Origin of the sequence: Serratia sp. SM04, assembly GCF_040280225.1 — a bacterium.
GTDB lineage: Bacteria > Pseudomonadota > Gammaproteobacteria > Enterobacterales > Enterobacteriaceae > Serratia > Serratia sarumanii.
Window position 1 is genome coordinate 133,147 of sequence record NZ_JBEOQT010000005.1, and the last position, 23,926, is coordinate 157,072.

General features: G+C 60.8%; 18 protein-coding genes, 1 tRNA gene, 2 other RNA genes and 1 pseudogene. 3 read left to right on the forward strand and 19 right to left on the reverse strand.

Translation table 11 applies throughout. The features are described from left to right. Positions 1 to 11: 11 nt before the first annotated feature. The 15 genes from dppF to ABTW55_RS09915 all read right to left on the reverse strand — a co-directional run bounded on the left by dppF (position 12) and on the right by ABTW55_RS09915 (position 15,605). The gene (gene dppF / locus ABTW55_RS09845) at positions 12 to 1,001 is read right to left on the reverse strand and encodes a dipeptide ABC transporter ATP-binding subunit DppF (RefSeq protein ID WP_033636613.1); all 990 of its coding nucleotides are present in this window, start codon (positions 999 to 1,001) and stop codon (positions 12 to 14) included. After that, positions 998 to 1,978, reverse strand: a complete 981-nt coding sequence (gene dppD / locus ABTW55_RS09850; RefSeq protein WP_004934132.1) for a dipeptide ABC transporter ATP-binding protein — start codon at positions 1,976 to 1,978, stop codon at positions 998 to 1,000. The genes dppF and dppD overlap by 4 nt, the downstream gene beginning before the upstream one ends. A 15-nt stretch (positions 1,979 to 1,993) precedes the next feature. After that, positions 1,994 to 2,896: a dipeptide ABC transporter permease DppC gene (gene dppC, locus ABTW55_RS09855; RefSeq protein WP_025304838.1), complete on the reverse strand. Its 903-nt coding sequence runs from the start codon at positions 2,894 to 2,896 to the stop codon at positions 1,994 to 1,996. An 11-nt stretch (positions 2,897 to 2,907) separates the two neighbouring features. Beyond that, positions 2,908 to 3,927, reverse strand: a complete 1,020-nt coding sequence (gene dppB, locus ABTW55_RS09860; protein ID WP_319864525.1) for a dipeptide ABC transporter permease DppB — start codon at positions 3,925 to 3,927, stop codon at positions 2,908 to 2,910. A gap of 170 nt (positions 3,928 to 4,097) precedes the next feature. Then, complete coding sequence (gene dppA, locus ABTW55_RS09865) at positions 4,098 to 5,705, reverse strand: dipeptide ABC transporter periplasmic-binding protein DppA (protein ID WP_019452584.1); 1,608 nt, start codon at positions 5,703 to 5,705, stop codon at positions 4,098 to 4,100. 601 nt (positions 5,706 to 6,306) lie between these two features. After that, the gene (locus tag ABTW55_RS09870) at positions 6,307 to 7,998 is read right to left on the reverse strand and encodes a glycosyl hydrolase family 18 protein (RefSeq protein ID WP_060423443.1); all 1,692 of its coding nucleotides are present in this window, start codon (positions 7,996 to 7,998) and stop codon (positions 6,307 to 6,309) included. 425 nt (positions 7,999 to 8,423) lie between these two features. Further along, positions 8,424 to 8,552: non-coding RNA, RtT sRNA (locus tag ABTW55_RS09875), on the reverse strand. 36 nt (positions 8,553 to 8,588) lie between these two features. Next, positions 8,589 to 8,717: non-coding RNA, RtT sRNA (locus ABTW55_RS09880), on the reverse strand. 36 nt (positions 8,718 to 8,753) lie between these two features. Continuing rightward, positions 8,754 to 8,830, reverse strand: a tRNA-Pro gene (locus ABTW55_RS09885). A 120-nt stretch (positions 8,831 to 8,950) separates the two neighbouring features. After that, complete coding sequence (locus tag ABTW55_RS09890) at positions 8,951 to 10,282, reverse strand: MFS transporter (protein ID WP_041037243.1); 1,332 nt, start codon at positions 10,280 to 10,282, stop codon at positions 8,951 to 8,953. 95 nt (positions 10,283 to 10,377) lie between these two features. Beyond that, entirely contained in the window at positions 10,378 to 11,922 is a 1,545-nt protein-coding gene (uhpB, locus tag ABTW55_RS09895; RefSeq protein WP_033653994.1) for a signal transduction histidine-protein kinase/phosphatase UhpB, read from the reverse strand. Continuing rightward, complete coding sequence (gene uhpA, locus ABTW55_RS09900) at positions 11,919 to 12,509, reverse strand: transcriptional regulator UhpA (RefSeq protein WP_060423446.1); 591 nt, start codon at positions 12,507 to 12,509, stop codon at positions 11,919 to 11,921. Before uhpA ends, uhpB begins: the two co-directional genes overlap by 4 nt. A gap of 124 nt (positions 12,510 to 12,633) precedes the next feature. Further along, positions 12,634 to 14,328, reverse strand: coding sequence for a kdo(2)-lipid A phosphoethanolamine 7''-transferase (gene eptB, locus ABTW55_RS09905; protein ID WP_033650007.1), 1,695 nt, complete (start codon positions 14,326 to 14,328; stop codon positions 12,634 to 12,636). Between the two features lie 226 nt (positions 14,329 to 14,554). Beyond that, positions 14,555 to 14,980, reverse strand: coding sequence for an organic hydroperoxide resistance protein (locus ABTW55_RS09910; RefSeq protein WP_004934114.1), 426 nt, complete (start codon positions 14,978 to 14,980; stop codon positions 14,555 to 14,557). Between the two features lie 160 nt (positions 14,981 to 15,140). After that, positions 15,141 to 15,605 carry a MarR family winged helix-turn-helix transcriptional regulator gene (locus ABTW55_RS09915; protein WP_060388282.1) on the reverse strand — a complete coding sequence of 155 codons (465 nt, stop codon included), beginning with the start codon at positions 15,603 to 15,605 and terminating at the stop codon, positions 15,141 to 15,143. A gap of 97 nt (positions 15,606 to 15,702) precedes the next feature. On the opposite strand from ABTW55_RS09915, the gene ABTW55_RS09920 reads away from it, so the two are divergent. Then, on the forward strand, positions 15,703 to 16,302 hold the full coding sequence (locus ABTW55_RS09920; protein WP_033636604.1) for an HD domain-containing protein: 600 nt from the start codon (positions 15,703 to 15,705) through the stop codon (positions 16,300 to 16,302). On the opposite strand, the gene ABTW55_RS09925 is transcribed toward ABTW55_RS09920, so the two are convergent. From ABTW55_RS09925 to ABTW55_RS09940, 4 genes are all read right to left on the reverse strand, one after another. Then, positions 16,303 to 17,673 (reverse strand): carbohydrate porin, encoded by a 1,371-nt coding sequence (locus tag ABTW55_RS09925; RefSeq protein WP_373681961.1) that lies wholly within the window; start codon positions 17,671 to 17,673, stop codon positions 16,303 to 16,305. Positions 17,674 to 17,824: 151 nt separating this feature from the next. After that, positions 17,825 to 19,228, reverse strand: a complete 1,404-nt coding sequence (locus ABTW55_RS09930) for a glycoside hydrolase family 1 protein (RefSeq protein ID WP_041037251.1) — start codon at positions 19,226 to 19,228, stop codon at positions 17,825 to 17,827. A gap of 14 nt (positions 19,229 to 19,242) precedes the next feature. After that, the gene (gene bglF / locus ABTW55_RS09935; protein ID WP_033650002.1) at positions 19,243 to 21,105 is read right to left on the reverse strand and encodes a PTS beta-glucoside transporter subunit IIABC; all 1,863 of its coding nucleotides are present in this window, start codon (positions 21,103 to 21,105) and stop codon (positions 19,243 to 19,245) included. Between the two features lie 257 nt (positions 21,106 to 21,362). Continuing rightward, positions 21,363 to 22,121, reverse strand: coding sequence for an SDR family NAD(P)-dependent oxidoreductase (locus ABTW55_RS09940; RefSeq protein ID WP_060423449.1), 759 nt, complete (start codon positions 22,119 to 22,121; stop codon positions 21,363 to 21,365). Positions 22,122 to 22,235: 114 nt separating this feature from the next. On the opposite strand from ABTW55_RS09940, the pseudogene ABTW55_RS09945 reads away from it, so the two are divergent. Together ABTW55_RS09945 and ABTW55_RS09950 are read left to right on the forward strand one after the other, a co-directional pair. Next, positions 22,236 to 23,077: pseudogene (locus tag ABTW55_RS09945) on the forward strand (LysR family transcriptional regulator). A 93-nt stretch (positions 23,078 to 23,170) separates the two neighbouring features. Next, positions 23,171 to 23,920 carry an NAD(P)-dependent oxidoreductase gene (locus ABTW55_RS09950; RefSeq protein ID WP_060423452.1) on the forward strand — a complete coding sequence of 250 codons (750 nt, stop codon included), beginning with the start codon at positions 23,171 to 23,173 and terminating at the stop codon, positions 23,918 to 23,920. Positions 23,921 to 23,926: the final 6 nt, after the last annotated feature.

A 23,926-nucleotide genomic window follows, 5' to 3' on the forward strand; every position in this document is an offset into this window, starting at 1 on the left:
AATCCGGCGCTTCACGCCCCCGGATGTTCGTCCTGATCGACCGCAAAGCAGGCCACCATCTGCTCACCGTACTGTTTGAGCTGCGGCTGCAGCTGAACGCAGGTGCCGAAGGCGCGGCGGCAGCGGGCATTGAACGCACAGCCCGGCGGCGGATTCATCGGGCTGGGCAGCTCGCCGGTCAGCTTGATGCGCTCGCGGCGCATATCCGGATTCAATCGCGGCGTCGCCGACAGCAGCGCCTGAGTGTACGGATGGCGCGGATTGTTGAAGATCGCCTCTTTGCTGCCCTTTTCCACGCAGCGGCCGAGGTACATCACCATCACCTCGTCGGCGATGTGCTCCACCACCGACAGATCGTGCGAGATGAACACATAGGACAGCCCCAGATCCTGCTGCAGATCCATCATCAGGTTCAGCACCTGAGCGCGCACCGACACGTCCAGCGCCGACACCGGCTCATCGGCGATCACCACGTCCGGGTTCAGCATCAGCCCGCGGGCGATGGCGATACGCTGACGCTGGCCGCCGGAAAACATGTGCGGATAGCGGTCGTAATGCTCGGTCTTCAGGCCGACCTTCGCCATCATCTCCAGCGCTTTTTCCCGCCGTTCGGCGGCGCTGAGCGAGGTATTGATCAACAGCGGCTCCTCGAGGATCTGCCCGACCTTCTTGCGCGGGTTGAGCGATCCGTAAGGATTCTGGAACACGATTTGGATCTTCTGGCGCCGCAGCTTCTCGGCAGAGGCGTCCGGCTTCAGCAGATCTTGCCCCTGATAGTACAGCTCGCCGCCGGTCGGCACTTCGATCATCGTCAGCAGGCGGCCGAGCGTCGATTTGCCGCAGCCCGACTCACCGACCACCGCCAGCGTTTTGCCGCGCTCCAGGGTGAAGGAGACGCCGTCCAGCGCCTTGACCAGCCGCTCCGGCGCGAACAGGCCCTTTTTCACCGGGTAATGCTTCTTCAGGTCAATCGCCTGCAGTAAAGGTTGATTCTGGCTCATACGGTCGGCCTCCCCGCATCATCCAGCGGTGTGTGACATTTAACCTGACGGCCGGGAATGCTGCGCAGTTCCGGCTCCTCGTTGCGGCAGCGCTCGTTGGCGTAGGGACAACGCGGGTTGAGCAGGCAGCCGGTCGGGCGATCGTATTTGCCCGGCACCACGCCCGGCAGCGAAGCCAGCCGCGCCTTGTCGGCGGCGAACTCCGGCAGCGCGCGCAGCAGCGCCTGGGTATAGGGGTGGCGCGGGGCGCGGAAAATCTCCGCCGCCTTGCCGGATTCCACCACCTGGCCGGCGTACATCACGATGATGTGGTGCGCGGCTTCCGCCACCAGCGCCAAATCGTGGGTGATCAGCAGCAGCGCCATGTTTTCGCGCTGCTGCAGGTCCAGCAGCAGTTCGATGATCTGCGCCTGGATGGTCACGTCGAGCGCGGTCGTCGGCTCATCGGCGATCAGCAGCTTCGGCCGACAGGCGATGGCCATGGCGATCATCACGCGCTGGCTCATGCCGCCGGAAAGCTGGTGCGGGTATACGTCCAGCCGCGAGGCCGGATCGGGAATGCCCACCTGGGTCAGCAGGTCGATAGCGCGCTGGCGGCGAGTGCGGCGGTTGCCGCCCTGGTGCACCTTCAGCGCCTCCATGATCTGATAACCGACGGTATAGCACGGGTTCAGGCTGGTCATCGGATCCTGGAAGATCATCGCCACTTCGGAGCCCACCAGCTGGCGGCGCTCTTTTTCGGAGATCTTGCGCAGATCCTGGCCGTTGAACTCCAGCTTGTCGGCCATCACCTTGCCGGGGAAATCGATCAGGCCCATGATCGCCAGCGAGCTGACGGATTTGCCGGAGCCGGATTCACCGACGATGCCGACCACCTGACCTTGCTCCACGCTGTAACTGATGCGGTCTACCGCGCGGAACGGGGTGCCTTCGTCACCGAAGTGCACCGAAAGCTTGTCTACATTCAATAACGCCATCTCTCTCGTCCTCTGTTACTGCTTGAGTTTGGGGTCGAGAGCGTCACGCAAACCGTCCCCCATCAGGTTGAATGCCAGCACCGTCAGCAGGATCGCCACGCCGGGGAAGGTCACCACCCACCAGGCGCTTTGCGCGAACTGCAGCACGTCGGAGAGCATGGTGCCCCACTCCGGCGTCGGCGGCTGCGCGCCCATGCCCAGAAAGCCGAGAGCGGCCATGTCCAGAATGGCGTTCGAGAAACCGAGAGAAGCCTGCACGATCAAAGGCGCCAGGCAGTTAGGCAGAATATTGACGAACATCTGGCGCAGCGCGCCGGCGCCCGCCACCCGCGAAGCGGTGACGTAGTCGCGGTTCACCTCCACCAGCACCGCTGCGCGCGTCAGACGCACATAGTGCGGTAGGGCGACGAAGGTCAGCGCCAGCGAGGCGTTGACGATCGACGGCCCGAATACCGCCACCAGCACCAGCGCCAGCAGCAGGCTCGGCAGGGCCAGCATGATGTCGACGACGCGCATGATAATCGCGTCCACCACGCCGCCGAAGTAACCGGCCAGCAGGCCGAATATCACGCCCATGATCAGCGACAGCACCACCACCAGGCAGCCGACCAGCAGCGACAGGCGCGCACCGTACATCAGGCGCGACAGCACGTCGCGGCCCACGTCGTCGGTGCCGAGGATATATTGCCAGCTGCCGCCCTCTTGCCACACCGGCGGCTTGAGCAGCGCGTCGCGGAACTGGTCCGCCGGCGCATGCGGCGCCAGCACGCCGGCGCCGAGCGCGATCACCAGCATCAGAACGATATACACCAGGCCGACCACGGCCCCTTTATTGCGCTTGAAATAGTGCCAGAACTCCTGAAACGGGGTCATCGGCTTCGGCGCACCTTTAACTGCAGACTCAGTGATTTGAGACATGAGAGCGCCCCTTATTTCTTGTGGCGAATACGCGGGTTGACCACGCCGTAGAGCACGTCTACCAGCAGGTTAACCAGAATGATCATACAGGCGACCAGCAACACCCCGCCCTGCACCACCGGGTAGTCGCGGCGCTGCAGCGCGTCGATCAGCCAGCGGCCCAGCCCCGGCCAGGAGAAGATGGTTTCGGTCAGAATGGCGCCGGCCAGCATGGTGCCGACCTGCAGCCCGATCACCGTCACCACCGGCAGCAGCGCGTTGCGCAGCGCGTGAACAACGATCACCCGCATGCGGCTCACGCCCTTGGCGCGCGCGGTGCGGATGTAGTCTTCGCCCAACACCTCCAGCATCGAGGAACGGGTCATGCGCACGATCACCGCCAGCGGGATGGTGCCCAGCACGATGGCCGGCAGGATCATGTGCATCACCGCGTCGACGAAGTCGCCCGGCTCGCCCCAGATCAGGGTGTCTATCAGCATGAAGCCGGTCAGCGGCTGGCTGTCGTCGAGGAAGACCGTGTCGCTGATGCGCCCCGACACCGGCGTCAGGTTAAGCTGCACCGACACCAGCATGATCAGCATCATGCCCCACCAGAAAATCGGCATCGAATAGCCGGTCAGCGAGATGCCCACCGCGGTATGGTCAAAGACCGAGCCGCGTTTGACCGCCGCCAGCACTCCGACCGAGATGCCTACCAGCACCGCGAAGATCATCGCGCAAATGCCCAGTTCCAGCGTGGCCTGAAAGCGCGGAACGAACTCGCTCCAGACGGAGATGCGGCTTTTGAGGGAGGTGCCCAGATCGCCTTGCAGCACGTTGGACACGTAGGAGAAATATTGTTGATAGAGCGGCTTGTCCAGCCCCATTTCCGCCATCAGCTGCGCGTGGCGCTCGGCGGAGATACCGCGTTCCCCGGCCATGATGGTCACCGGGTCGCCGGGGATCATATGGACGAATGCAAAAGTCAGCAATGTAATGCCGATAAACGTTGGGATAACTAACCCCAAACGTCGGAGTATGAACTGCAACATATCCCGAACTCTCTGTATCAATGCCCGGCAGCTCATCGTCCGCCAGGCTTATTAACGCTCACATGCCTTTGAACGATTCGACGGCCATACGCCGGAGACTGGTCAGCAGGGGCGCAAACCTGTTGCGCCCCTGCAAGTCCATTCGTGCGTCTCCGGTAAAGCGGTCGAAATCAGTCTACAGAGACATTCTCGAAGTGATGCTTACCGAGCGGATCCACGACGTAGCCTTTCACTTCCTTACGTACAGGCTCGTACACGGTGGAGTGTGCGACAATCAGCGCCGGAGCCTGATCGTGCATCACCACCTGCGCCTGCTTGTACAGTTCGATGCGCTTGTCGTGGTTGGATTCGGCGCGCGCCGGTTGAATCAGATCTTCAAACGGCTTGTAGCACCAGCGGGAGTAGTTGGAGCCGTCTTTCGCCGCCGCGCAGCTGAACAGCGTGGCGAAGAAGTTGTCCGGATCCCCGTTGTCGCCGGTCCAGCCCATCATCACCGTCTGGTGCTCGCCCGCTTTGGCGCGCTTGAGGTATTCACCCCACTCATAGGTCACGATTTTGGCTTTCACGCCGATCTTGGCCCAGTCGGCCTGGATCATTTCCGCCATGCGGCGCGCGTTCGGGTTGTAAGGACGCTGTACCGGCATCGCCCACAGGTCGATGCTGAAACCGTCGGCCATGCCCGCTTCTTTCAGCAGCTCTTTCGCCTTGGCCGGATCGTAAGCGTAATCCTGCACCGCGTCGTTATAGCCCCACATGGTCGGCGGGATCAGGTTCTTGGCCGCCTGGCCCGCGCCCTGATAAACCGCGTCGATGATCGCCTGCTTGTTGACCGCCATGGTCAACGCCTGACGCACCTTCAGGTTATCCAGCGGTTTTTTCTCGACGTTGAACGACAGGTAGCCCACGTTCAGGCCCGGCTGTTCCATCAGGTTGATGGACTTGTCTTGCTTCATGCGGGCGATATCGGCCGGGTTCGGGTACGGCATCACCTGACATTCGTTTTTCTGCAGTTTGGCGTAGCGCACGGAGGCGTCAGGCGTGATGGAGAACACCAGGCGATCGATCTTCGGCTTGGTGCCCCAGAAACCGTCGAATGCCTTGTACAGGATCTTGGAGTCTTTCTGGTATTGCAGCAGCTGGAACGGGCCGGTGCCGATCGGGTTCAGGTCGACCTTCTCCGGCGTGCCGGCTTTCATCATCACGTCGGCGTATTCGGCGGACAGGATAGACGCGAAGTCCATGCCCAGGTCAGCCAGGAACGGCGCTTCCGGGCGGTTCAGCACGAAGCGCACGGTGTTGTCGTCCACTTTTTCAATCTTGGCGATCAGCTTAGGCATGTCCATGCCTTCAAAGTATTCGTAGCTGCCGCCGGACACTTTGTGATAGGCGTTGTTCGCATCCAACTGGCGTTCAAAGGAGAACACCACGTCGTCGGCGTTGAAATCGCGCGTCGGTTTGAAGTCTTTGCTGCTCTGCCACTTCACACCTTTGCGCAGGTGGAAGGTGTAGGTTTTGCCGTCTTCGCTGACGTCCCACTTCTCAGCCAGGCCCGGCTGCAGTTCGGTGGTGCCGATTTTGAATTCGACCAGGCGGTTGTAGATCGGTACCGAGCTGGCGTCGTAGGTGGTGCCGGAGGTAAACAGCTGCGGGTTGAACCCTTCCGGGGAACCTTCAGAACAGTAAACCAACGTCTTGGCCTGTACGCTGGCCGCCACGGTCAGCGCGATCAGCCCAATGCCGAATTTCAGAACCCCCGATTTACCCAAGGAACGTGTCATCGTTAGTGCTCCATTGTGTGATGTGATGTGTGTCATTGCCGCCAGACCTGTATTTTTTATTGCGTGGCCTGTGCGATCGGTGCCCGAAGGCAGAAGGTGTACGAGGAGAGAATGCCGGATGGAACGCATCGCGGCGGGGACGTCTGAGCGCGTGGAATTCACTCAAACAACTCTCGCTCTTACCCCTGAGGCTATCAAGTTGCCAACTGTTTGGGGTGTCGTCAATATAACCAGTGGGGATTTACGCAGACTGTGAGAAACAGCAAACAAACATAAAAAAAACCTTTTGTTAACACTTCCAGCATGAAAATTTATGCTAAGCGGACATTTTCAGCGCATTGGTCTGACCCTCACAAACTTACTGGTTTTTAACTCCGTTAAAAAACGCCAAAACTTTGTTGCTGAATGATGAATATCTGAACGGTTATTTTTGTGATCGCCGTTAAAGACAGGAGGAAATGCTGAAGGATTACCCAAAAGGGTGAGTCCGATGAGCGCTTTTTGCGCCGGGCAGGCCCACAATCTGTGCGGCGTAAAAAAACTTTCGGCGGCGAAAAAGCCGGGGGCGAAAGGATATCCCCCGGCAACGCACTGCAACCGATTATTGAACGCCGGCGCTGTTGCCCAGGCTGGCGTTCATGCTGTTGAGAATATCGCCGTTGTCCGCATCGATCTCCCAGGAGAACAGGCCGCCCAACTGCTTATCCAGCACGTACTTGCCTTTGGCCTGCACCGAGCGGGCATCGTCGAAGGTGATCAGATCGCCGGTGGAAGGTTTGAACACGTAAGGCGCTTCCGCCGTGGCGTCGTAGGTGTACTGCCACTCGCCGCTCATGAACTGGTTGGCGATTTGGCGGTAGTCCACGATGCCGTTCTCCCAGGTGCCTTTAACCGGCCCGGTGGCGGTGCCGGTGAACGGAATGTTGTTCTGGTAGCCGTTCACCCCGGTCCAGCCGCGGCCATACATGGCGGTGCCGACCACGATCTTGCCCGGCTTGACGCCCTGCGCCAGCAGCGCATTGACGCCGTTTACCGTGGTGTAGGCGGTGTCCGGTTTCCAGGCCGGCGCATTCAGCGCGGTCTGATGCCCCAGGTTTTTCAGATCGAAGGCGCCGTAGAAGTCGTAGCTCATCAGGAAGATGTGATCCATCGAGTTCTGCGCGACGTTGTAAGCCACCTTGTCGATCTTGTCCTTGCCGGCGCTGATGGCGGAGGTCAGCTCATACTTGCGGCCGGTTTCCGCCGACAGCTGATCCAGCATCGCCCGCAACTCCTTCATCAACAGCACATAGGTCTCCCCGTCTTGCGGGCTGCCCAGGTTCGGGTTGGCGCCATTGCCGCCCGGGAACTCCCAGTCGATATCCACGCCATCGAAGAACTTCCAGGTCTGCAGAAACTCTTTCACCGAGCCGACGAAGCGATCGCGCTTCACCTTGTCGCCCATAAAGAAGAACGGGTCGGATAGCGTCCAGCCGCCGATCGACGGCAGGATTTTCAGGTCAGGATGCGCCTGCTTCAGCGCCATCAGCTGGCCGAAGTTGCCCTTGTAGGGGTCATCCCAGGCGGTCACGCCCTTCTGCGCTTTTTGCAGCGCGGCGAACGGATCGTGGATCGAGACTTTGAAGTCCTCGCGGCCCTGGCAGGAGCGCTGCAACGCCTGGAAGCTGCCTTCGATCTCTTTCAGGCTGTCGTTGATGCCGTTGCCGCCGCAGATCGGGATAAAGCCGTACAGCAGATGGGTCAGGTTCTGCGCCGGGATCTTGTCGACGGTGAAATTGCGCCCGTAAACGCCCCACTCGACGAAATAAGAGCCGACCACTTTGCCGGAATTCTGTTTATATGGTTTATTCTTTTCCAGCAGCGGCTCTTTCAACGGTGCCAAATGGCTGCCGTCGGTGTCGGCCACCACAATTTCGGTGGCGTCGCTGGCGGTGCAGCCGTCGGCATTGCACAATGCCACCTGCATTTGATAACGGCCGCCTTTATTCACTTTAAAATTCGCCGTGCCGGAAGCGCCGGTTGAAGGGCCGCTCCACGCCTCTTTGCCATTTAATAAAATTTTTGCCGTCGTACCGGTGTCGCCACTCCATAAATTCCAGGAGACCGAAACGTCGGCAGCATTTTTTACCTTCACCAGATTATTATAAGCGGTGGCTGCCTGATCGACTTCGACGATGGCGAACTTGGTGTTGCCCCAGGCGATGGTCGGCTTGCCCGGCGCGGCGGCCTGCGCCGCGGAACACAGCGTGCTGCCGATCACCAGCGCCAACAGCGGTTTATTAAATTTGCGCATAACTGATTCCTTTATTCCGAGAGGATAAACATAAAAGAGTTAATCGACGCCACGCATTGCCGGAGCTAAATGATTCCGCAATAATCCACGAAGATTAACGTTAATAAATAATCACGGTATTTTCCACGCGGCGGGAATAACACATCCCGCGTTGTCCATTCAGACTATAGGTAAAAAAAGCGTGAAAACAAGAGCGCTATCAACCGGGTTTTATTCGGCAAGCATGAATTTATTTAAATATGGAAATAAGAACCTAAAGGGAATAAGGAATGTGAATTAATTAAGCGTAAAGAATAAATATATTTCACGAGGACGGCAGATTGAGGCACGCCATAAAGCCAAACCGGCCATATCGGCGGAGGTGCTCATCCTCATAAACGACAGGCGAAAAAAAAACCTGCTTTAAAAGCAGGTTTTTCGAATGGTGGTCGGCGAGAGAGGATTACGCGCATCGTTGATGCGCGCCCTGCGGGCCGTTGCTGGAGCAACGTTGTCTCGCTTCGCGAGGCTCGAACCTCCTGCGGAGGTGCTCATCCTCATAAACGACGGGCGAAAAAAAACCTGCTTTAAAAAGCAGGTTTTTCGAATGGTGGTCGGCGAGAGAGGATTACGCGCATCTTTGATGCGCGCCCTGCGGGCCGTTGCTAAAGCAACGTTGTCTCGCTTCGCGAGGCTCGAACCTCCTGCGGAGGTGCTCATCCTCATAAACTGCAGGCGAAAAAAAACCTGCTTTAAAAAGCAGGTTTTTCGAATGGTGGTCGGCGAGAGAGGATTCGAACCTCCGACCCACTGGTCCCAAACCAGTTGCGCTACCAAGCTGCGCTACTCGCCGATGCGGGGCGCATCTTACTGCTGGCGGTTATAGGCGTCAATCACTTTTTTGCCCCTGCATTTCAAGTGGTGATAAAAGCGCCATAATGCGCTGCGCCGGGGGCTGCGCAGCGTATTTTGCTCAGGCTTTGGCCGGTTTCAGCGCCGGCGTCTGCGCGCGCAGGAACGGCAGCAGGAACAGCGCCGACAGGCAGGCGGCGATGGAAATCACCACGAAGAAGCCGTTCCAGTGCCAGATCTCCATCACCCGCGCGATCGGGTAGCCGGACAGCGCCGCGCCCAGGTAGGCGAACAGGCCGACAAAACCGGTCGCCGCGCCCGCCGCATCCTTGTGCGAGCACTCCGCCGCCGCCATGCCGATCAGCATCTGCGGGCCGAAGATGAAGAAACCGATGGCGAAGAAGCAGCAGGCCTGCAGCAGGTAGGTCACGCCCGGCATCAGCCACAGCGCCGCCACCGACAGGAAGATACCGATGGCGAAGATCAGGTTCATCGGGCCGCGGTTGCCGCGGAACAACTTGTCGGAACCCCAACCGGCCACCAGCGAACCGATAAAGCCGCCCACTTCAAACAGCGAGATGGCCGAGTTGGCGGTCATCAGCGAATAGCCCTTTTCCTGCGTCAGGTAGAGGTTGCCCCAATCGTTGATCGCGGTGCGCACGATGTACACCAGCACGTAAGAGACCGCCAGCAGCCAGATGTACTTGTTGGTCAGCACGTAGCGTTTGATGATCTCGCGGTTGCTCAGCCCCTGGCCTTCCGATTCCTGCACCAGCTCCATGGCGTCGTTGCGCCATTTGCCGACGCTCGGCAGCCCCAGGGTGGATGGCTTGTCGCGCAGGCGCCAGCACATCAGCAGGCCAAGCACCACGCCGATGATGCCGGGAATGATCATGCCGTAACGCCAGCTGAAGTGCAGCGAGATAAAGCCCACCAGCAGCGGGATCAGCGCCCCACCGACGTTGTGCGAGGTGTTCCAGATCGCCCACCAGCCACCGCGCTCGGAGCGCGAATACCAGCTGGTGAGGATTTTGGAGCACGGCGGCCAGCCCCAGCCCTGGAAGAAGGCGTTGAGGATCCACAGCGTGCCCAGCATCAGCAGCGACGAACTGAGGCCGAAGAAGATATTCAGCACCCCGGTCATGATCAGGCCCAGCCCCATAAAGTAACGCGGGTTGGAGCGATCGCTGATCATGCCGGAAATGAATTTCGAGCAGCCGTAGGTGATGTAGAACAGCGTGCCGAGGATGCCGACGTCGGACATCGTCAGGCCCAGATCGCTCAGCATCGCCGGCATGATGAAGTTGAAACTTTTGCGCGTGAAGTAAAACGCGGCGTAGCCGATGTACATGGTGCACATCAGCTGGATGCGCCAGTATTTGTAGCTGGCGTCGATCTGCCGTTGATCGGTGACCTGCGGCGCGTCCGGGCGGCTTTTAAGGAAAGACCACATGTGGAACCTCAGAGGATTGAATAAAGTGCCGCTATGATGCTCCTCGCGCGCGCGGGAGGCTTACGCCGGATTCCCGACGCGGTTAGGAGTTTTTCCTAGTTTTGCGTTTGCGCCGGCGAAACTGTGGGCAAGATCACACTCAAACAGGCGCCCCCCTCAGCGGTGAACCGCAGGCTGCCGCCGAGGGCGCTGATGCGCTCCTGCATGCCGCGCAGGCCATAGCCCGGCTGATGGTTTTCCGCATCGAAGCCCACGCCGTTGTCGCGGATGGTCAGGGCGATCTGCGGCGCGGCGCCTTTGCGCGGCTGCAGGCGCGCATCCAGCTCCAGGCGGCTGGCGCCGGCGTGGCGGCACACATTGGTCACCCCTTCCTGGCACACCCGGTACAGCGTGATTTTCAGCGTTTCATCCAGCAGCTCGTCCGGCACCTGCCACTGCAGGCTGCTCACCAGCGACGCGTCCTGCGGCAGCGACTCCCGCAGCATCGCCGCCACCGCCGCCGACAGCGGCAGGTTGTTCAGCGCCGCCGGCCACAGCTGGGTCAACACATCATGCACCCCGTCGTAGACCCGCAGCGCTAACGCATCGATGGTGTCGGCGCAGCCGACCACCGCCGGCTCCGGCGCCAGGCGTTTGACGATGCTGGCCTGGGTGCGAATCACGGTGATGGTCTGCCCCACCTCATCGTGCAGCTCGCGCGCCACTTCGCGCCGGGTTTGCTCCTCCGCCGTCACCAGCGCCCGCGCCAACTGGCGGTTCTCCGCCAGCCGCAGCCTCAGCTGCTGATTCAGCTCGCGCTGGCGCTGAATGCCGGCGCCCAGCAGCAGCCCGGTCAGGCTTTGGGCCAGCAGCGACAACAGCAGATCGCGGTGCGACTCCGGCTGCGGCGGCTCGTTGACCATCAGCGCCACGCCGTTGAGCAGCGTCGCCAACAGCGCGCCCTGCCAGCCGTAGCGGTAAGACATGAACACGATAGGAATGGCCAGGCAGAAAGGCGCAAAGCGCCGCAGCTCGGCGGCGTTCACCTGCTGCTGCAGCCAGATGCTGAACGCAAACAGCAGCAGGTAGCTGGCCAGATGGCCCAGACGCAGCTCCACCGGCTTGTGGATCAGCCCCGGCTCCAGCGGCACCCAGATTTGGCGCGCCAGATAGTGCCACAACAGCAGGCAGGTCGGTGCGATGGTGAAACCGCCGGTCAGGCCGAGCAGCAGCGCGCGGGCGCCTTCACCGCTCACCAGCTGCCACACCAGCGCCTGCAGCAAGGCGGCGGCGCCCACCACCGCGCCCTGCAACAGTGGCCAGCGCCATTCGCTGTCGCTCTGCTGATGGCGCAACAGCCACGGCGAGGCCAGCAGGCTGAGCAGCACCGTCAACACCAGCACCGCCACCGACGCCCACAGCGCCGGGCCGTAGCCGAACTGATCCGCCAGCAGCGCCATCAGCAGCAGATCGGCCAGCAGGATCCCCGGCCAGAAACGGTACGGGCTCTGCAGCAAAATGCCCATGCGCAGGCCGAACGGGAACAGCAGCAGCGCCTGCCAGGGCGGGTCGATCAGCGCGGTGCCGATGCCCCACAGGCAAAACGCGCTGGCGGCGTAGATGAAAAACAGCGCCAGCTGGGTGATCAGGCGCTGCGTCACAGGTTCAGCATCCGTCTGGCCAGCTCGACGTTGTTGTTGATGCCCAGCTTGGCGAACAAATTGGCGCGATGCACATGCACCGTCTTCGGCGACAGCCCCAAGGCGGCGGCGATCTCGCGCACCTCCTGGCCCTGCGCCAGCAACAGCGCGATCTCGCGCTCGCGGCGGGTCAACGGATCGACCCTCACCCGCGCCAGCTGCTGCGCGATTTCCGGCATCAGGTAAACGCCGCCGCCGGCGACGGTGCGCACCGCGGTGATCAAATCTTCCGACTTGCAGCGCTTGGAGAGAAAGCCGCCGGCACCACGATCCAGCGCCATTTCCACCAGCGCCGGGTTATCGTGCATCGACAGCATCACCACGCGGATGCCGGAGGGAATGTCCGCCAACAGATCCAGCCCGCTGCCGTCCGGCATCGAAATGTCGCAGATGCAAACGTCCACCTCCAGCCCCGGCAGGCCGGCGCGCGCCTGCGCCGCACCGCTGAATTCGCCCACCACCTGAATATCGGCTTCCAGCGACAGCAGCTGCACGAAGCCCGAACGCACAATGTCATGATCGTCGATAAACGCCACGCGCAGGGTCATGGAAATCTCCGGTTAACAGGGGGAAGTGCGCAAGTATACCGTATGCACACACCGGAATAATTGATGAAGAGAATGTATTGGGTGAAATTGCCGGGTGCGCAAGGCAGGCACCCGGCGGGCGGGATTACAGGCTAGCGGGCGCCGTTTTATCCTGCGGCAGATGGCACCAGTTGTTTTTATCCACGATGCCGCCATCGGGAGACGTGTAGCCGAGGCAGCCGAGGATGGTGTCAAACAGCTCGACGTGGCGATGCGTTTTGCCGATGCGCTGCTGCGCCTGCAGCTGCTCAAAGGCGCTGAGGTGCTGCGGGTTCTCAAGGAATTTGTCCGACGCCCATACGATCATCGGCACGCGGAACTGCTCCGGCGGCGCCATTTCGCGCGGCGTACCGTGCAGGTGCGTGTTTTCACCGATCGATTCGCCGTGATCGGCGGCATAGAACACGATGGCTTTCTTGTCGCGCACCTGGTCTATCACATTGGCGATAAAGCTGTCGGTATACAGCACGGTATTGTCGAAGGCGTTGATCAGCTGCGCCTTGGTGCAGGAATCGTCCACCCCCATGCACTCCGGCTGATAGCGCGCATAGCTGCGCGGATAACGCTGCGAGTACAGGTAGTGCGAGCCTTTGGTATGCAGGATCACCAGGTGTTTGCCCTTCGGATAGCGCGCCAGCGACTCCTTCATTTCGTCCACCAACAGCATATCGTCGACCGCCTTGCCGTCGTTGCGCTTCTCGGACGCGATCATCTCGCGGAACGAATAGTTGTTCACCTCGGTGTTGTTGTAGAACCACACCTCGCTCTGCATGGCGAACAGCTCGGAAGAGAAGCCCAGATCCTTCAGTACCGCGAACACGTTCTGCTCTTTCAGCGTGCGCTGCGGGTTGTCTTCGGTGCCGCCTTCGCGCACGAACATACAGCGCAGCGACAGCTTGGTGGAGGTGTCGCACGACTCGCCGCGAAACGCCACCAGATTCTTCTCTTTAGACAGCCGCGGCGTGGTATCGCGCTCATAGCCCAGCATGCCCATGTGGTCCCAGCGCGTGGTTTCGCCGATGATGAACACCACGTAGGTGTCGTCGATATCCGCCGGCGGTACGTAGGTGAAGTGTTTGCCCGGATCGAACATCGTGCTCTGATCCTGGCTTTCGTCATAGCGGGTGTAGGCAAACAGCCCCAGCGCCGACAGCCAGTTGGACGGCAGATACGAGTGCGCCACCACGCCGCCGTAGCTCGGCAGATCGACGTTGGAGAGCTTCTCTTGCACGCTCTGCTCGTCGTCCAGCATGCGCAGCGGCAGCCAGACCAGCGCCACCACCGCCAGCAAGACCAGCAGCGGCTTGATGCGATGACCGGGGGTTTTCAGCTGTTCTATCAGGGTGTAACGCAGGCTGTTTTTCCAGATCAGCAGCAGCGGCAAGGCGCTGAGCGCCACCATCCACAGCACGAAGTGCAGGCCGACCACCTCTTTCGACAGATCGATGTCGGTGGTCATCACCGACACCACGATGCCGTAGCCGATCACCACGTTGAAAAACGTCATGTAGTAGCTGGCGGCAACCGAAATCAACACCAGCAGCGAAGCGACGATGCGATAAAACAGCCGGCCGCCGAGCGATACCAGCCGCATGATGAAGAACGTGAACAGGACGATAGCGATGACTTCCGTCACCGCCGAAATCACCTTAATCCCCTGAATGCCGTGCGCCAGCGAATCAAAACGACGATAAAAAACGGACAGGTTGAGAAATATGCCGATATAGATCGCTAACAATAACGATAAATTCTGCTGTGATAGCGATTTAACTTTGTTCATGTAACGCGGTGGCTCCGGGGACGGTGTAGCGGTTCTGGATCAGTCAGACACTTATTAGGGCTTCTGGTTCAGCCAACCGGCAATAAGCGTTATTTTGCGGGTAATAATCAAGAGAATTCTCACAAAACGGGCAATTTTTACGCTTTTTGCAAACGGCTTTCAAGCGGGGCAGATAAGAAAATGGAGGGTCAAACCCTCCATTTTTTTCGCGATAAGGATAAAAATCTTACTTAACGTTCAGAGTCACATCGATATTTCCGCGGGTGGCGTTGGAGTATGGGCACACCACGTGCGCCTTTTTCACCAAATCTTCCGCCACGCTGCGCTCGATGCCCGGCAGAGAAATATCCAGCTGCACTTCGATGCCGAAGCCGTTCGGGATTTCACCGATGCCGACGGTGCCGTCGATCTTCGCTTCGGCCGGGATTTTGACCTTTTCTTTCGCCGCGACAAACTTCAGCGCGCCGAGGAAGCAGGCCGAGTAGCCGGCGGCGAACAGCTGCTCGGGGTTGGTGACTTCGCCGCCGGCGCCGCCCATCTCTTTCGGCACGCCCAGTTTCACGTCCAACACGCCGTCGGAGGAGGTCGCACGGCCGTCGCGGCCGCCGGTTGCGGTGGCGTGAGCGCGGTAAACCACTTTCTCAATAGACATCGTTCATTCCTTCTTGCTGGTTGGCGAGATGACTACGGCTTCCACGAGGTAAAGCCGGTCACATATTTATCTTTTGCGATTAAATCGCGCACTACTTATTTTTGACGCTTATTAACCAGTGTAGACCACCCCTGCCGTTCTTGCGTCCGGCGGCGGCGGGTCAAATCTGATCGATCAGGCTGCCGCGCAGCTTTTCCAGCTGCTGTTTGAGCGAGACGATCTCGTCCAGGCTGCAGTCGGTGGCGCACATCACCGCCTCGGGCACCGATTGCGCCCGCTCGCGCAGCGCGCGGCCGGCTTCGGTGAGTGCAATGATCACCTGCCGCTCGTCGGCGGTGGCGCGATAACGCACCAGCAAACCGGCGGTTTCCAACCGCTTCAGCAGCGGCGTCAGCGTGGCGGAATCGAGGAACAGCCGCTCGCCGATATCCGATACCGTCACCCGATCGCGCTCCCACAGCACCATCATCACCAAGTATTGCGGGTAGGTGAGTTCGAGCTGATTCAACAGCTTGCGGTAGACTTTGTGCAGCGCCAGGTTGGCGGAGTACAGCGCGAAACAGAGCTGCTGATCGAGCTGCAGCAGATGCTTCGCGTGGGGTTGTTCGGTATCGGTGCTTTTCATGTGTCTGAATATAGATAGCGCACGATGTAATCGCAAGCTATTTCTTGTGAGGTATGCTACCTTTTTTTTATGCAGAGGATGCTCGGAGGGAAAGGAAATGACGAACACGCTTGTAGAACGCGCGCGTCGCTACGCCACCAAGGCGCATGCGGCCATCGATCAGCGCCGCAAATACACCGACGATCCGTACATCGTCCACCCACAGGCGGTGATGGAACTGGTGCGCAGCGTGCCGCACACCGAAGAGATGCTGGCGGCCGCCTGGCTGCATGACACGGTGGAAGACACGCCCACCACCCTCGGCGATATCGAAAGCCACTTCGGGCCGAAAGTGGCGGAGTTGGTGCGGATGCTAACCAACGTCAGCCGCGCCGAGGACGGCAACCGCTTCGAGCGCAAAAACCGCGATCGGCGCCACAGCGCCGGCGCATCGCCGCAGGCCAAAACCATCAAGCTGGCGGATCTGATCGACAACACCCGCTCGCTGCTGGACTATGACAGCCACTTCGCTCAGACCTACCTGATCGAGAAACAGCGTCTGCTGGAGGTGCTGACCGAAGGCGACCCGACGCTGTGGCGCCAGGCCAGCCATATCGTTGAGCAAGGGCTGCTCCGCTTGCAGCAGCCGCCGCACAACGTGCCCGCCAGCTGGTTCGAACACGCCCGCCGGCGCTACCGCGAGAGCGACGCGGCCTGATCAGAAGGTCACCACCGTTTTCAACGCCGTCACCCAGGCGTCCTGCGTCTCGCTGACGCCCGCCGGGTGATGCCAGTACTGCAGGCCCGGCTGCAGCTGCAACCACGGCGTGACGTTCACGCGATAATAGAGCTCCGCCGTCACCGAGTGCCCCGGCACCGGCCGGTAGCTCGGATCGTGATAATCGCTGACGCCGTTGATTTGGTTGAGATAACGCTGATTATCTTTATAGCGGTCGCTCAGCTTCACCACCGAGACGCCCAGCCCCAGCCAGTCGTCCGGCCGCGCATCGAACAGCCCGCGATAGCGAATGCCGGTCGAGGTAGACCAGTGCAGGTAGTTGCTGCGCTGATCCCCCAGCCCCAGGCTGTAAAACACGCTCAGACCGCGGTTTATGTCGTCCGCATGGCGCGTCACCTGCTGGTTGAAACCGGTATACAGGAACCAGGTGCGATCGTGGCTGCGATAGCCCTGCGGATCGCTGGCGCCCGGCCCACCGGACACCCCTTCATAAAGATCGCTCTGGCGCGCGTTGGTGAACAGCACGCCCAGGTTATACACCCCCGGCAGCTGGTTGACGGCGTGGGTTTTCAGCTCCAGCTCCATCGGCAACAGGAAGCCTTTGCTGCCCTTGGTGGACCAGCTCCAGGCGTGGCTGCGGCTGGGGGCGCTCGGGTTCTGCTCCATCACGCCGCCCTTGAGGGTCAGGCCGTCGGTCAGCTTGTATTGCAGCGTGGTGCCCCAGTAATGCACGTTCCAGTTGTACCAGGTCAACGAGTTGGCAGACTTGCCGCCGCACAGCGTCAGCGTCTGAAAATCGCAGGGGATGATCTGATCGAAATCCTGCACCTTGTTCATCATGCCGATGCGCCACTGCAGCCGGCGATCGAGGAAGGACCGGCTGAAGGTCAGCCAGCCCAGGCGGGTAATCGACTGCCCGCCAAAGCTCTCCTGCGACAGATCGGTCAGGCCGACGCGCGGATCCTGCAAGCGATCGCGGGTCAGGTTGTTGTCATGGTTGCGGTTGACGATATTGCCTTCGATCGCCGCGTCCGGAATGCCGGTCAGCGCCTGCAAATCCTGGCTGAAGGTCAGCGAGAATTGGTCGATGTACGACGCCTGTTTATCGTGGTTATAACCGCCGCCGGCGTTATACGACAGCTGGCTGAGGTAGCCGAGGTTATAGTGGAAACCGTGATCCTCCAGGATCGGCCTGATCCCCAGCATATCCCCCAACAGCCCGGACTGCGGCGGTTCAAAGCCGAGCGCCACCCCTTCCCACTTGGCGGTGGGGGCTTCGACGTCCTTGCCGGTTTGCAGCGTTTCCGCCTGCGCCTGGCTACAGAGCAGCGCCAGCGCCGCCAGGGTCATGGAACGAGGTAATAAGCTTTTCATCATTATTATATTTCTCCGCATAACGGCTGACTGCGGGCAACAGCATTCCCTGGGAGAGAATTTCCCATCATGAACAGCAGCGAATAACGTTAGGTTAACGCCCGGCGCTTGCCGCCGGGCTTAGAGGTTAGCGTCGGTCTTTCAGGCTGGCGCCGTTGCTGTGGATCACATCGCGATACCAGAAGAAACTCTTCTTGCGGCGGCGCGCGAGGCTGCCGTTGCCGGCATCGTCCCTGTCGACGTGAATGAAGCCGTAGCGCTTCGACATTTCGGCCTTCGAGGCGCTGACCAGATCGATCGGCCCCCAGCTGGTGTAGCCCATCACCTCGACGCCGTCGTCGATCGCTTCCGCCACCTGCACCAGATGGTCATTGAGGTAGTTGATGCGGTAGTCGTCGTGGATGCTGCCGTCGGCTTCGACGCGGTCTTTGGCGCCCAGCCCGTTCTCGACGATGAACAGCGGTTTCTGATAGCGGTCGTACAGCACGTTGAGCAGGTAGCGCAGCCCGATCGGGTCGATTTGCCACCCCCACTCCGAGCTGGCCAGATGCGGGTTCGGCACCATATCGAGAATGTTGCCGCGCGCCGTCTCGTACTGCTCCGGATCGGCGGTGACGCAGCCGCTCATGTAGTAGCTGAACGAGATGAAGTCGATAGTTTCGCGCAACGTTTGCCGATCTTCCTCGGTGATTGCCACCTGAATGCCGTTTTCACGGAAGAAGCGCTGCATATAGGCCGGGTAATAGCCGCGCGCCTGCACGTCGCCGAAGAACAGCCAGTCGCGGTTTTGCCGCTGGGTTTCCAGCAGATCTTCCGGCTTGCAGCTCAGCGGATACAGAATGCCGCCCAGCAGCATGTTGCCGATTTTGCCCTCCGGCACGATCTCGTGGCAGGCTTTCACCGCTTTGGCGCTGGCCACCAGCTGATGATGGATCGCCTGATAGATGGCGCTCTTGTCGCTCTCCTGCGGCAGGCCGACGCCGGTGAAGGGCGCGTGCAGCGACATGTTGATCTCGTTGAAGGTCAGCCAGTGTTTGACCTTGTGCTTGTAGCGTTCGAACACGGTGCGCGCATAGCGTTCGAAGAAATCGATGGTGCGCCGATCGCCCCAGCCGCCGTAGTGCTTCACCAGGCCGTAAGGCATCTCATAGTGCGACAGCGTGATCAACGGCTGAATGCCGTACTTCGCCATCTCGTCGAACAGCCGATCGTAGAACGCCAGCCCGGCTTCGTTCGGCGTCTCTTCGTCGCCCTGCGGGAAAATACGCGTCCAGGCGATCGAGGTGCGCAGGCACTTGAAGCCCATTTCGGCGAACAGCGCGATATCCTCCGGGTAACGATGATAGAAATCGATCGCCACGTCCTTGATGCCGCTGTCGCCCGCCGTGCGCGGCGTGATGGCGCCGAAGATGCCCTGCGGCTGCAGATCGGAGGTCGACAGCCCCTTGCCGTCGGCCTGATACGCGCCTTCTACCTGGTTCGCCGCTACCGCGCCGCCCCACAGAAAATGTTGCGGAAACTTGCCGTTCATCGCTTGCTCCTCAATTAACGTAATAAAGTCAGCAGCGGCGCCTGTTCCTGCACCGGAGACAGACCGCTGGTCAACACGTCCACGTAGTCATCGCTGTTGCTGATGATGATCGGCGTGGTGGTGTCATAGCCGGCGGCATGGATCGCCGCCTGGTCGAACTCGATCAGCAGATCGCCCGGGGCGACCCGCTCGCCTTCCCGCACGTGGGCGGTGAAATGCGCCCCGTCCAGCTTCACGGTATCGATGCCGACGTGGATGAGAATCTCCGCGCCGTCGTCCGATTCGATGCCGATGGCGTGTTTGGTTTTGAACAGCGACGCCACGCTGCCGCTCACCGGCGCCACCACGCGCCCCTGCTGCGGCGCGATCGCCACCCCTTTCCCCAGCAGGCCGCTGGCGAAGGTCGCGTCGTTCACCTGATCCAGCGGCACGATGTCGCCGGCGATCGGGCTGAGGATGGCCTGTTTGCGGTTAAGCGGCGCGGCGGCTTCAGGCTGCGCCGTCTCTTCCGCCGGCGCGACGCCGAACAGGTAGCTGGCCAGCGCAGCGAACACGAACGACAGCAGGGTGCCGCCGATCGCGCCCCATACCGTGGCGTCGATGCCGCCGCCGGGGATGATCTGCGCGAAGGTGAATACGCTCACCAGGCCGAACGAGTAGACCGAGGTCTGGAAGTAGCCGATCACCGCACCGCCCAGCGCGCCGCCGATGCAGCCGAAGATGAACGGGCGTTTGTTCGGCAGCGTGACGCCGTACACCGCCGGTTCGGTGATGCCGAAAATCCCGGCGCCGATGGCAGAAGCGGACAGCGCCCGCAGTTTGGCGTCGCGGGTGCGCAGCATCACGCCCAGCGTGGCGCCGACCTGCCCCATCACCGCCGGCAACAGCAGCGGCACCATGGTGTCGCGCCCCAGCACGCTCAGGTTATTGATCATCAACGGCACCAGTCCCCAATGCAGGCCGAAGATCACGCACACCTGCCACATCGCCCCCATAAAGGCGCCGGCAACGATCGGGTTAAAGGCATAAATGCTCTGATAGCCGTTGGCCAGCAGGTGGCTGAGCCAGGTCGCCGCCGGGCCTATCAGCAGGAAGGTCAACGGCACGGTGATCGCCAGGCACAGCAGCGGCGTGATGAAATTGCGCAGCGCGCTGTGGATCACCCGGTTAAACAGCGGCTCCAGGCGGCAGGATACCCAGGCCGCGAAGATGATCGGGATCACCGACGAGCTGTAGTTGATGAAGGTCAGCGGAATGCCGAAGAAATACTCGCGCACCGCCCCCGGCTGCTGCGCCGCTTCGAAGGCCGCCATCATCAGCGGATGCGTCAACGCGCCGCCGATCGCCATGGTGACGAAGGGGTTGCCGCCGAATTTTTTCCCGGCGGTGTAGCCGAGCATGATCGGGAAGAAGTAGAACAGCGAATCGCTGGCGGCGAACAGCATTTTGAAGGTGCCGCCGCTCTCCAGCAGCCAGCCGCAGGCCAGGCTCAGCGCCAGGAAGCCTTTCAGGATCCCCGAAGCGGCCATCACCCCGAGCAGCGGGGTGAAAATGCCGGACACCAGATCGATAAAGCGGCTGAGCAGGTTGTCTTTTTTGCCGCCCGCGTCGTCGCTCGGCGCGCCGTCGGCCAATCCGCCAACCCGGTTGACCGCGTCGAACACCTCCGCCACGTGGTTGCCCACCACCACCTGGAACTGGCCGCCGCTCTCCACCACCATGATGACGCCAGGATTTTTCTTCAGCGCTGCCGCGTTGGCGCGAGTGTCATCGCGCAGCTTGAAACGCAGGCGGGTGGCGCAGTGCACCAGGCTTTTCACATTGTCGCGGCCACCGACGCCGGCCAAAATCTCACTGGCTAATGTGTCATATTTCATACGGTTATCCTTAGACTTCGCGTTCTGCCGCTCCCCCCGCACTGGCCTGGCGCTGAGGCGGAATTCGGCGCAAAAAAAAACCTAAACCTCGCGGCCTCTGCCCCATCGGGGAACAGAAACGCGAGGTTTAGGTTTTGCCTGCCGTAGCAGTAACAACCCTAAATCGGTTGAGTTATGACGTTAACACCGCGGATTTTGCCGGCGCAAGGCTTTGCACCGGCAAATTGCCGAACTGTGATCGCGGAAGCAAAACGGCCTCAATGCGCGAAATAATGCATGCCGCCATCTACCGGGATCACCGCGCCGGTGATATATCGCGCGAGCGGGGAGCAAAGAAACGCCGCCAGATACGCCATGTCTTCCGGTTCGCCGAAGTAGCCAATCGGGATATGTTGCGCAATGAACGCCTGGCGCGCTTTATCACAAGCGTATAAGCGCTCGCGGATCTGTTCACTGTTGATACGCCCGGGTTGCAGCGTATTGACGGTAATCCCCTGCGCAGCCACGTCGCCGGCCAATCCTTTGGCCCACAGATGCAATGCGCCCTTGGCGGCGCTGGCGGCGCTCAGGCTGCGCGGCTCCATCGAGCCGCTGATATTGATAATCCGGCCCCAGCCTTGCGCCTGCATGGCCGGCAACAGCGCCTGAGTCAATCTACGGGCCGGCGTGAAGTTCAAAGCGAAAGCGTCATCCCAGCTGCGATCGCTGTCGTTCAACGTCGTGGGGTGAAACGCGCCGACCGCGTTGATCAGAATATCGACTGTCCCCACCTGGCGCAGCGCCTGCGCCGCCAAACGGGCGAGAGCCTCAGGCTCGGTCACATCGGCAACGATCGCCTGCGGACGCGCCGCCCCTTGCCGTTCCACCTCATCCGCCAAGGCCTGCAGCCGGTCACCGCGTCGTGCGGTGGCCACTACCTTGACCCCTTGAGCGGCCAATACCCTGACCATGCCGGCACCGATCCCTTCGCTGGCACCCGTGACCAATGCCGTGCGTTGCTGTAATTGCAGATTCATAAGAAACCTTAATTGAATAACTCAATTTAAGAGGAAACGTTCACACATTGAATCACGCCGTTATTCGTGTGAATATTCCCGAAAACCGCATCATCAATGTGCAGGAATTCACCGATGTTTGACTGGCAGGATTTAAAACACTTCGTGGCGCTGGCGCGCACCGGTTCGTTGTCGGCGGCAGCGCGGGAGCTGGGTTGCGATCACGCCACCGTCGGGCGACGCGTAGCGGCGCTGGAACAGGCGCTCGGCCTGCGTTTGATCGTACGGCTGCCGCGCAGCACGCCGTTGACCCAGGACGGACAGGCGATTGCCGGGCTGGCGGCGGAGATCGAGGCGCAAAGCCAGGCTATTGCCCGCCATGCGCGCAGCGCCGGCGCAACGCCCCAGGCCGGCGTGCGCATCAGTGCGCCGCCGTCGATCGCCGCGCATATTCTCGCGCCGCGCATTGCCGCATTTAACCAGGCTTTTCCACAGATCGTCGTCACGCTGTCGGGTGAATCGGCGCTCGCCGAGCTGGATCGCGGCGAAGCCGACATCGCCGTGCGCATGGTGCGCCCGCAGCAGCCAGAGCTGCTGACGCAGCGCATCGGCATGATGCGCTACGCGCTGTATGCCGCACCCGAGCGCGCCGCTTTCTCGCCTATGACCATCACTACCAACAGCAGCCACATCAGCAATGGCTGCAACAGCTGTTGCAGGGGCGTCCGGTGGTCTTTCAGGCCAGCGATCTGTTTTCACTGCAACAAGCGGCGCGTTCAGGGCTGGGTGCCGCCGTTTTGCCGACGTTCGTCGCCGATGGCGATCCGGATCTGGTCCCGTTGCCCACGGCCAATGCCGCGCCAACGCGCGAGCTTTGGCTGGTGACATATCCCGATTTAGCGCGCACCGCTGCCGTGCGCGCGGTGATGAATTTCCTGGTCGAAACGCTCGGCAAAACGTGCCCATTACCGGCATAAAGCATCAGAATGACTAATATAAATACTGGACAAAAGTCACGCGGGGGATTATTACTGGTCAACGCGTAATCGAGAGTAGGGATGGCAGTCATCATGGTGTTGCGTACTGATGTAGGACGGATTCTGATCACCGGCGCCGGCGGCCGGGTAGCCACGGCGTTTCGTCTGGCGATGGGCGATCGCTACCCGCTACGGTTGGCGGAACGAGACATCAGCCTGCTGAGCGATCGGCAGCCGGGCGACGAAGTCATCAGCTTCGACATCGCCGATCTCGATGCCTGCCGCGCGGCCTGCGCCAATATCGACACCGTGTTGCATTTGGCGGCCGATCCCTCCCCCGATGCCGACTTCTGCGGTTCGTTGATGGACAACAACATTCTCGGCACCTTCAATATCTTCCGCGCGGCGAAAGACGCCGGCTGCCGCCGGGTGGTGTTCGCCAGCAGCGCGCAGGCGGTGGAAGGCTATCCGCTCGATTACCAAATCCGCCCGGACGACGCGCCGAAGCCGAAGAACCTGTACGGCGCCAGCAAAGCCTTCGGCGAAGGCATCGCCGCCTACTTCGCCCATCAGGAAGGGCTTTCCGCCCTGTCGGTGCGCATCGCCAACTTCACCACCCTCAGCCCGGGCGATCGGCTCAGCGCTCGCGACATGAGCGCGTTCCTCAGCCATCGCGACGCCGCCGATCTGCTGGAGCGCTGCATTCGCGTCGAAGGGGTGCAATATGCGGTGGTGCACGGGGTTTCCAATAACCGCTACACGCGTTTATCGCTGGAAGAGACCCGTCGCCTGCTGGGTTACGCCCCGCAGGACGATGCGTTCAGCCTGCTCGGCTTTGAGTAGGTGCGG

Coding starts and splice junctions, on each gene's coding strand:
- ABTW55_RS09870 (WP_060423443.1), bottom strand. CDS start 7,998: ATGCGCAAATTTAATAAACCGCTGTTGGCGCTGGTGATCGGCAGCACG.
- ABTW55_RS09915 (WP_060388282.1), bottom strand. CDS start 15,605: ATGAAAAGCACCGATACCGAACAACCCCACGCGAAGCATCTGCTGCAG.
- ABTW55_RS09920 (WP_033636604.1), top strand. CDS start 15,703: ATGACGAACACGCTTGTAGAACGCGCGCGTCGCTACGCCACCAAGGCG.
- ABTW55_RS09925 (WP_373681961.1), bottom strand. CDS start 17,673: ATGACCCTGGCGGCGCTGGCGCTGCTCTGTAGCCAGGCGCAGGCGGAA.
- dppC (WP_025304838.1), bottom strand. CDS start 2,896: ATGTCTCAAATCACTGAGTCTGCAGTTAAAGGTGCGCCGAAGCCGATG.
- dppD (WP_004934132.1), bottom strand. CDS start 1,978: ATGGCGTTATTGAATGTAGACAAGCTTTCGGTGCACTTCGGTGACGAA.
- uhpA (WP_060423446.1), bottom strand. CDS start 12,509: ATGACCCTGCGCGTGGCGTTTATCGACGATCATGACATTGTGCGTTCG.
- ABTW55_RS09950 (WP_060423452.1), top strand. CDS start 23,171: ATGGTGTTGCGTACTGATGTAGGACGGATTCTGATCACCGGCGCCGGC.
- dppA (WP_019452584.1), bottom strand. CDS start 5,705: ATGACACGTTCCTTGGGTAAATCGGGGGTTCTGAAATTCGGCATTGGG.
- bglF (WP_033650002.1), bottom strand. CDS start 21,105: ATGAAATATGACACATTAGCCAGTGAGATTTTGGCCGGCGTCGGTGGC.
- eptB (WP_033650007.1), bottom strand. CDS start 14,328: ATGAACAAAGTTAAATCGCTATCACAGCAGAATTTATCGTTATTGTTA.
- ABTW55_RS09940 (WP_060423449.1), bottom strand. CDS start 22,121: ATGAATCTGCAATTACAGCAACGCACGGCATTGGTCACGGGTGCCAGC.
- dppB (WP_319864525.1), bottom strand. CDS start 3,927: ATGTTGCAGTTCATACTCCGACGTTTGGGGTTAGTTATCCCAACGTTT.
- ABTW55_RS09890 (WP_041037243.1), bottom strand. CDS start 10,282: ATGTGGTCTTTCCTTAAAAGCCGCCCGGACGCGCCGCAGGTCACCGAT.
- dppF (WP_033636613.1), bottom strand. CDS start 1,001: ATGAGCCAGAATCAACCTTTACTGCAGGCGATTGACCTGAAGAAGCAT.
- ABTW55_RS09930 (WP_041037251.1), bottom strand. CDS start 19,228: ATGAACGGCAAGTTTCCGCAACATTTTCTGTGGGGCGGCGCGGTAGCG.
- ABTW55_RS09910 (WP_004934114.1), bottom strand. CDS start 14,980: ATGTCTATTGAGAAAGTGGTTTACCGCGCTCACGCCACCGCAACCGGC.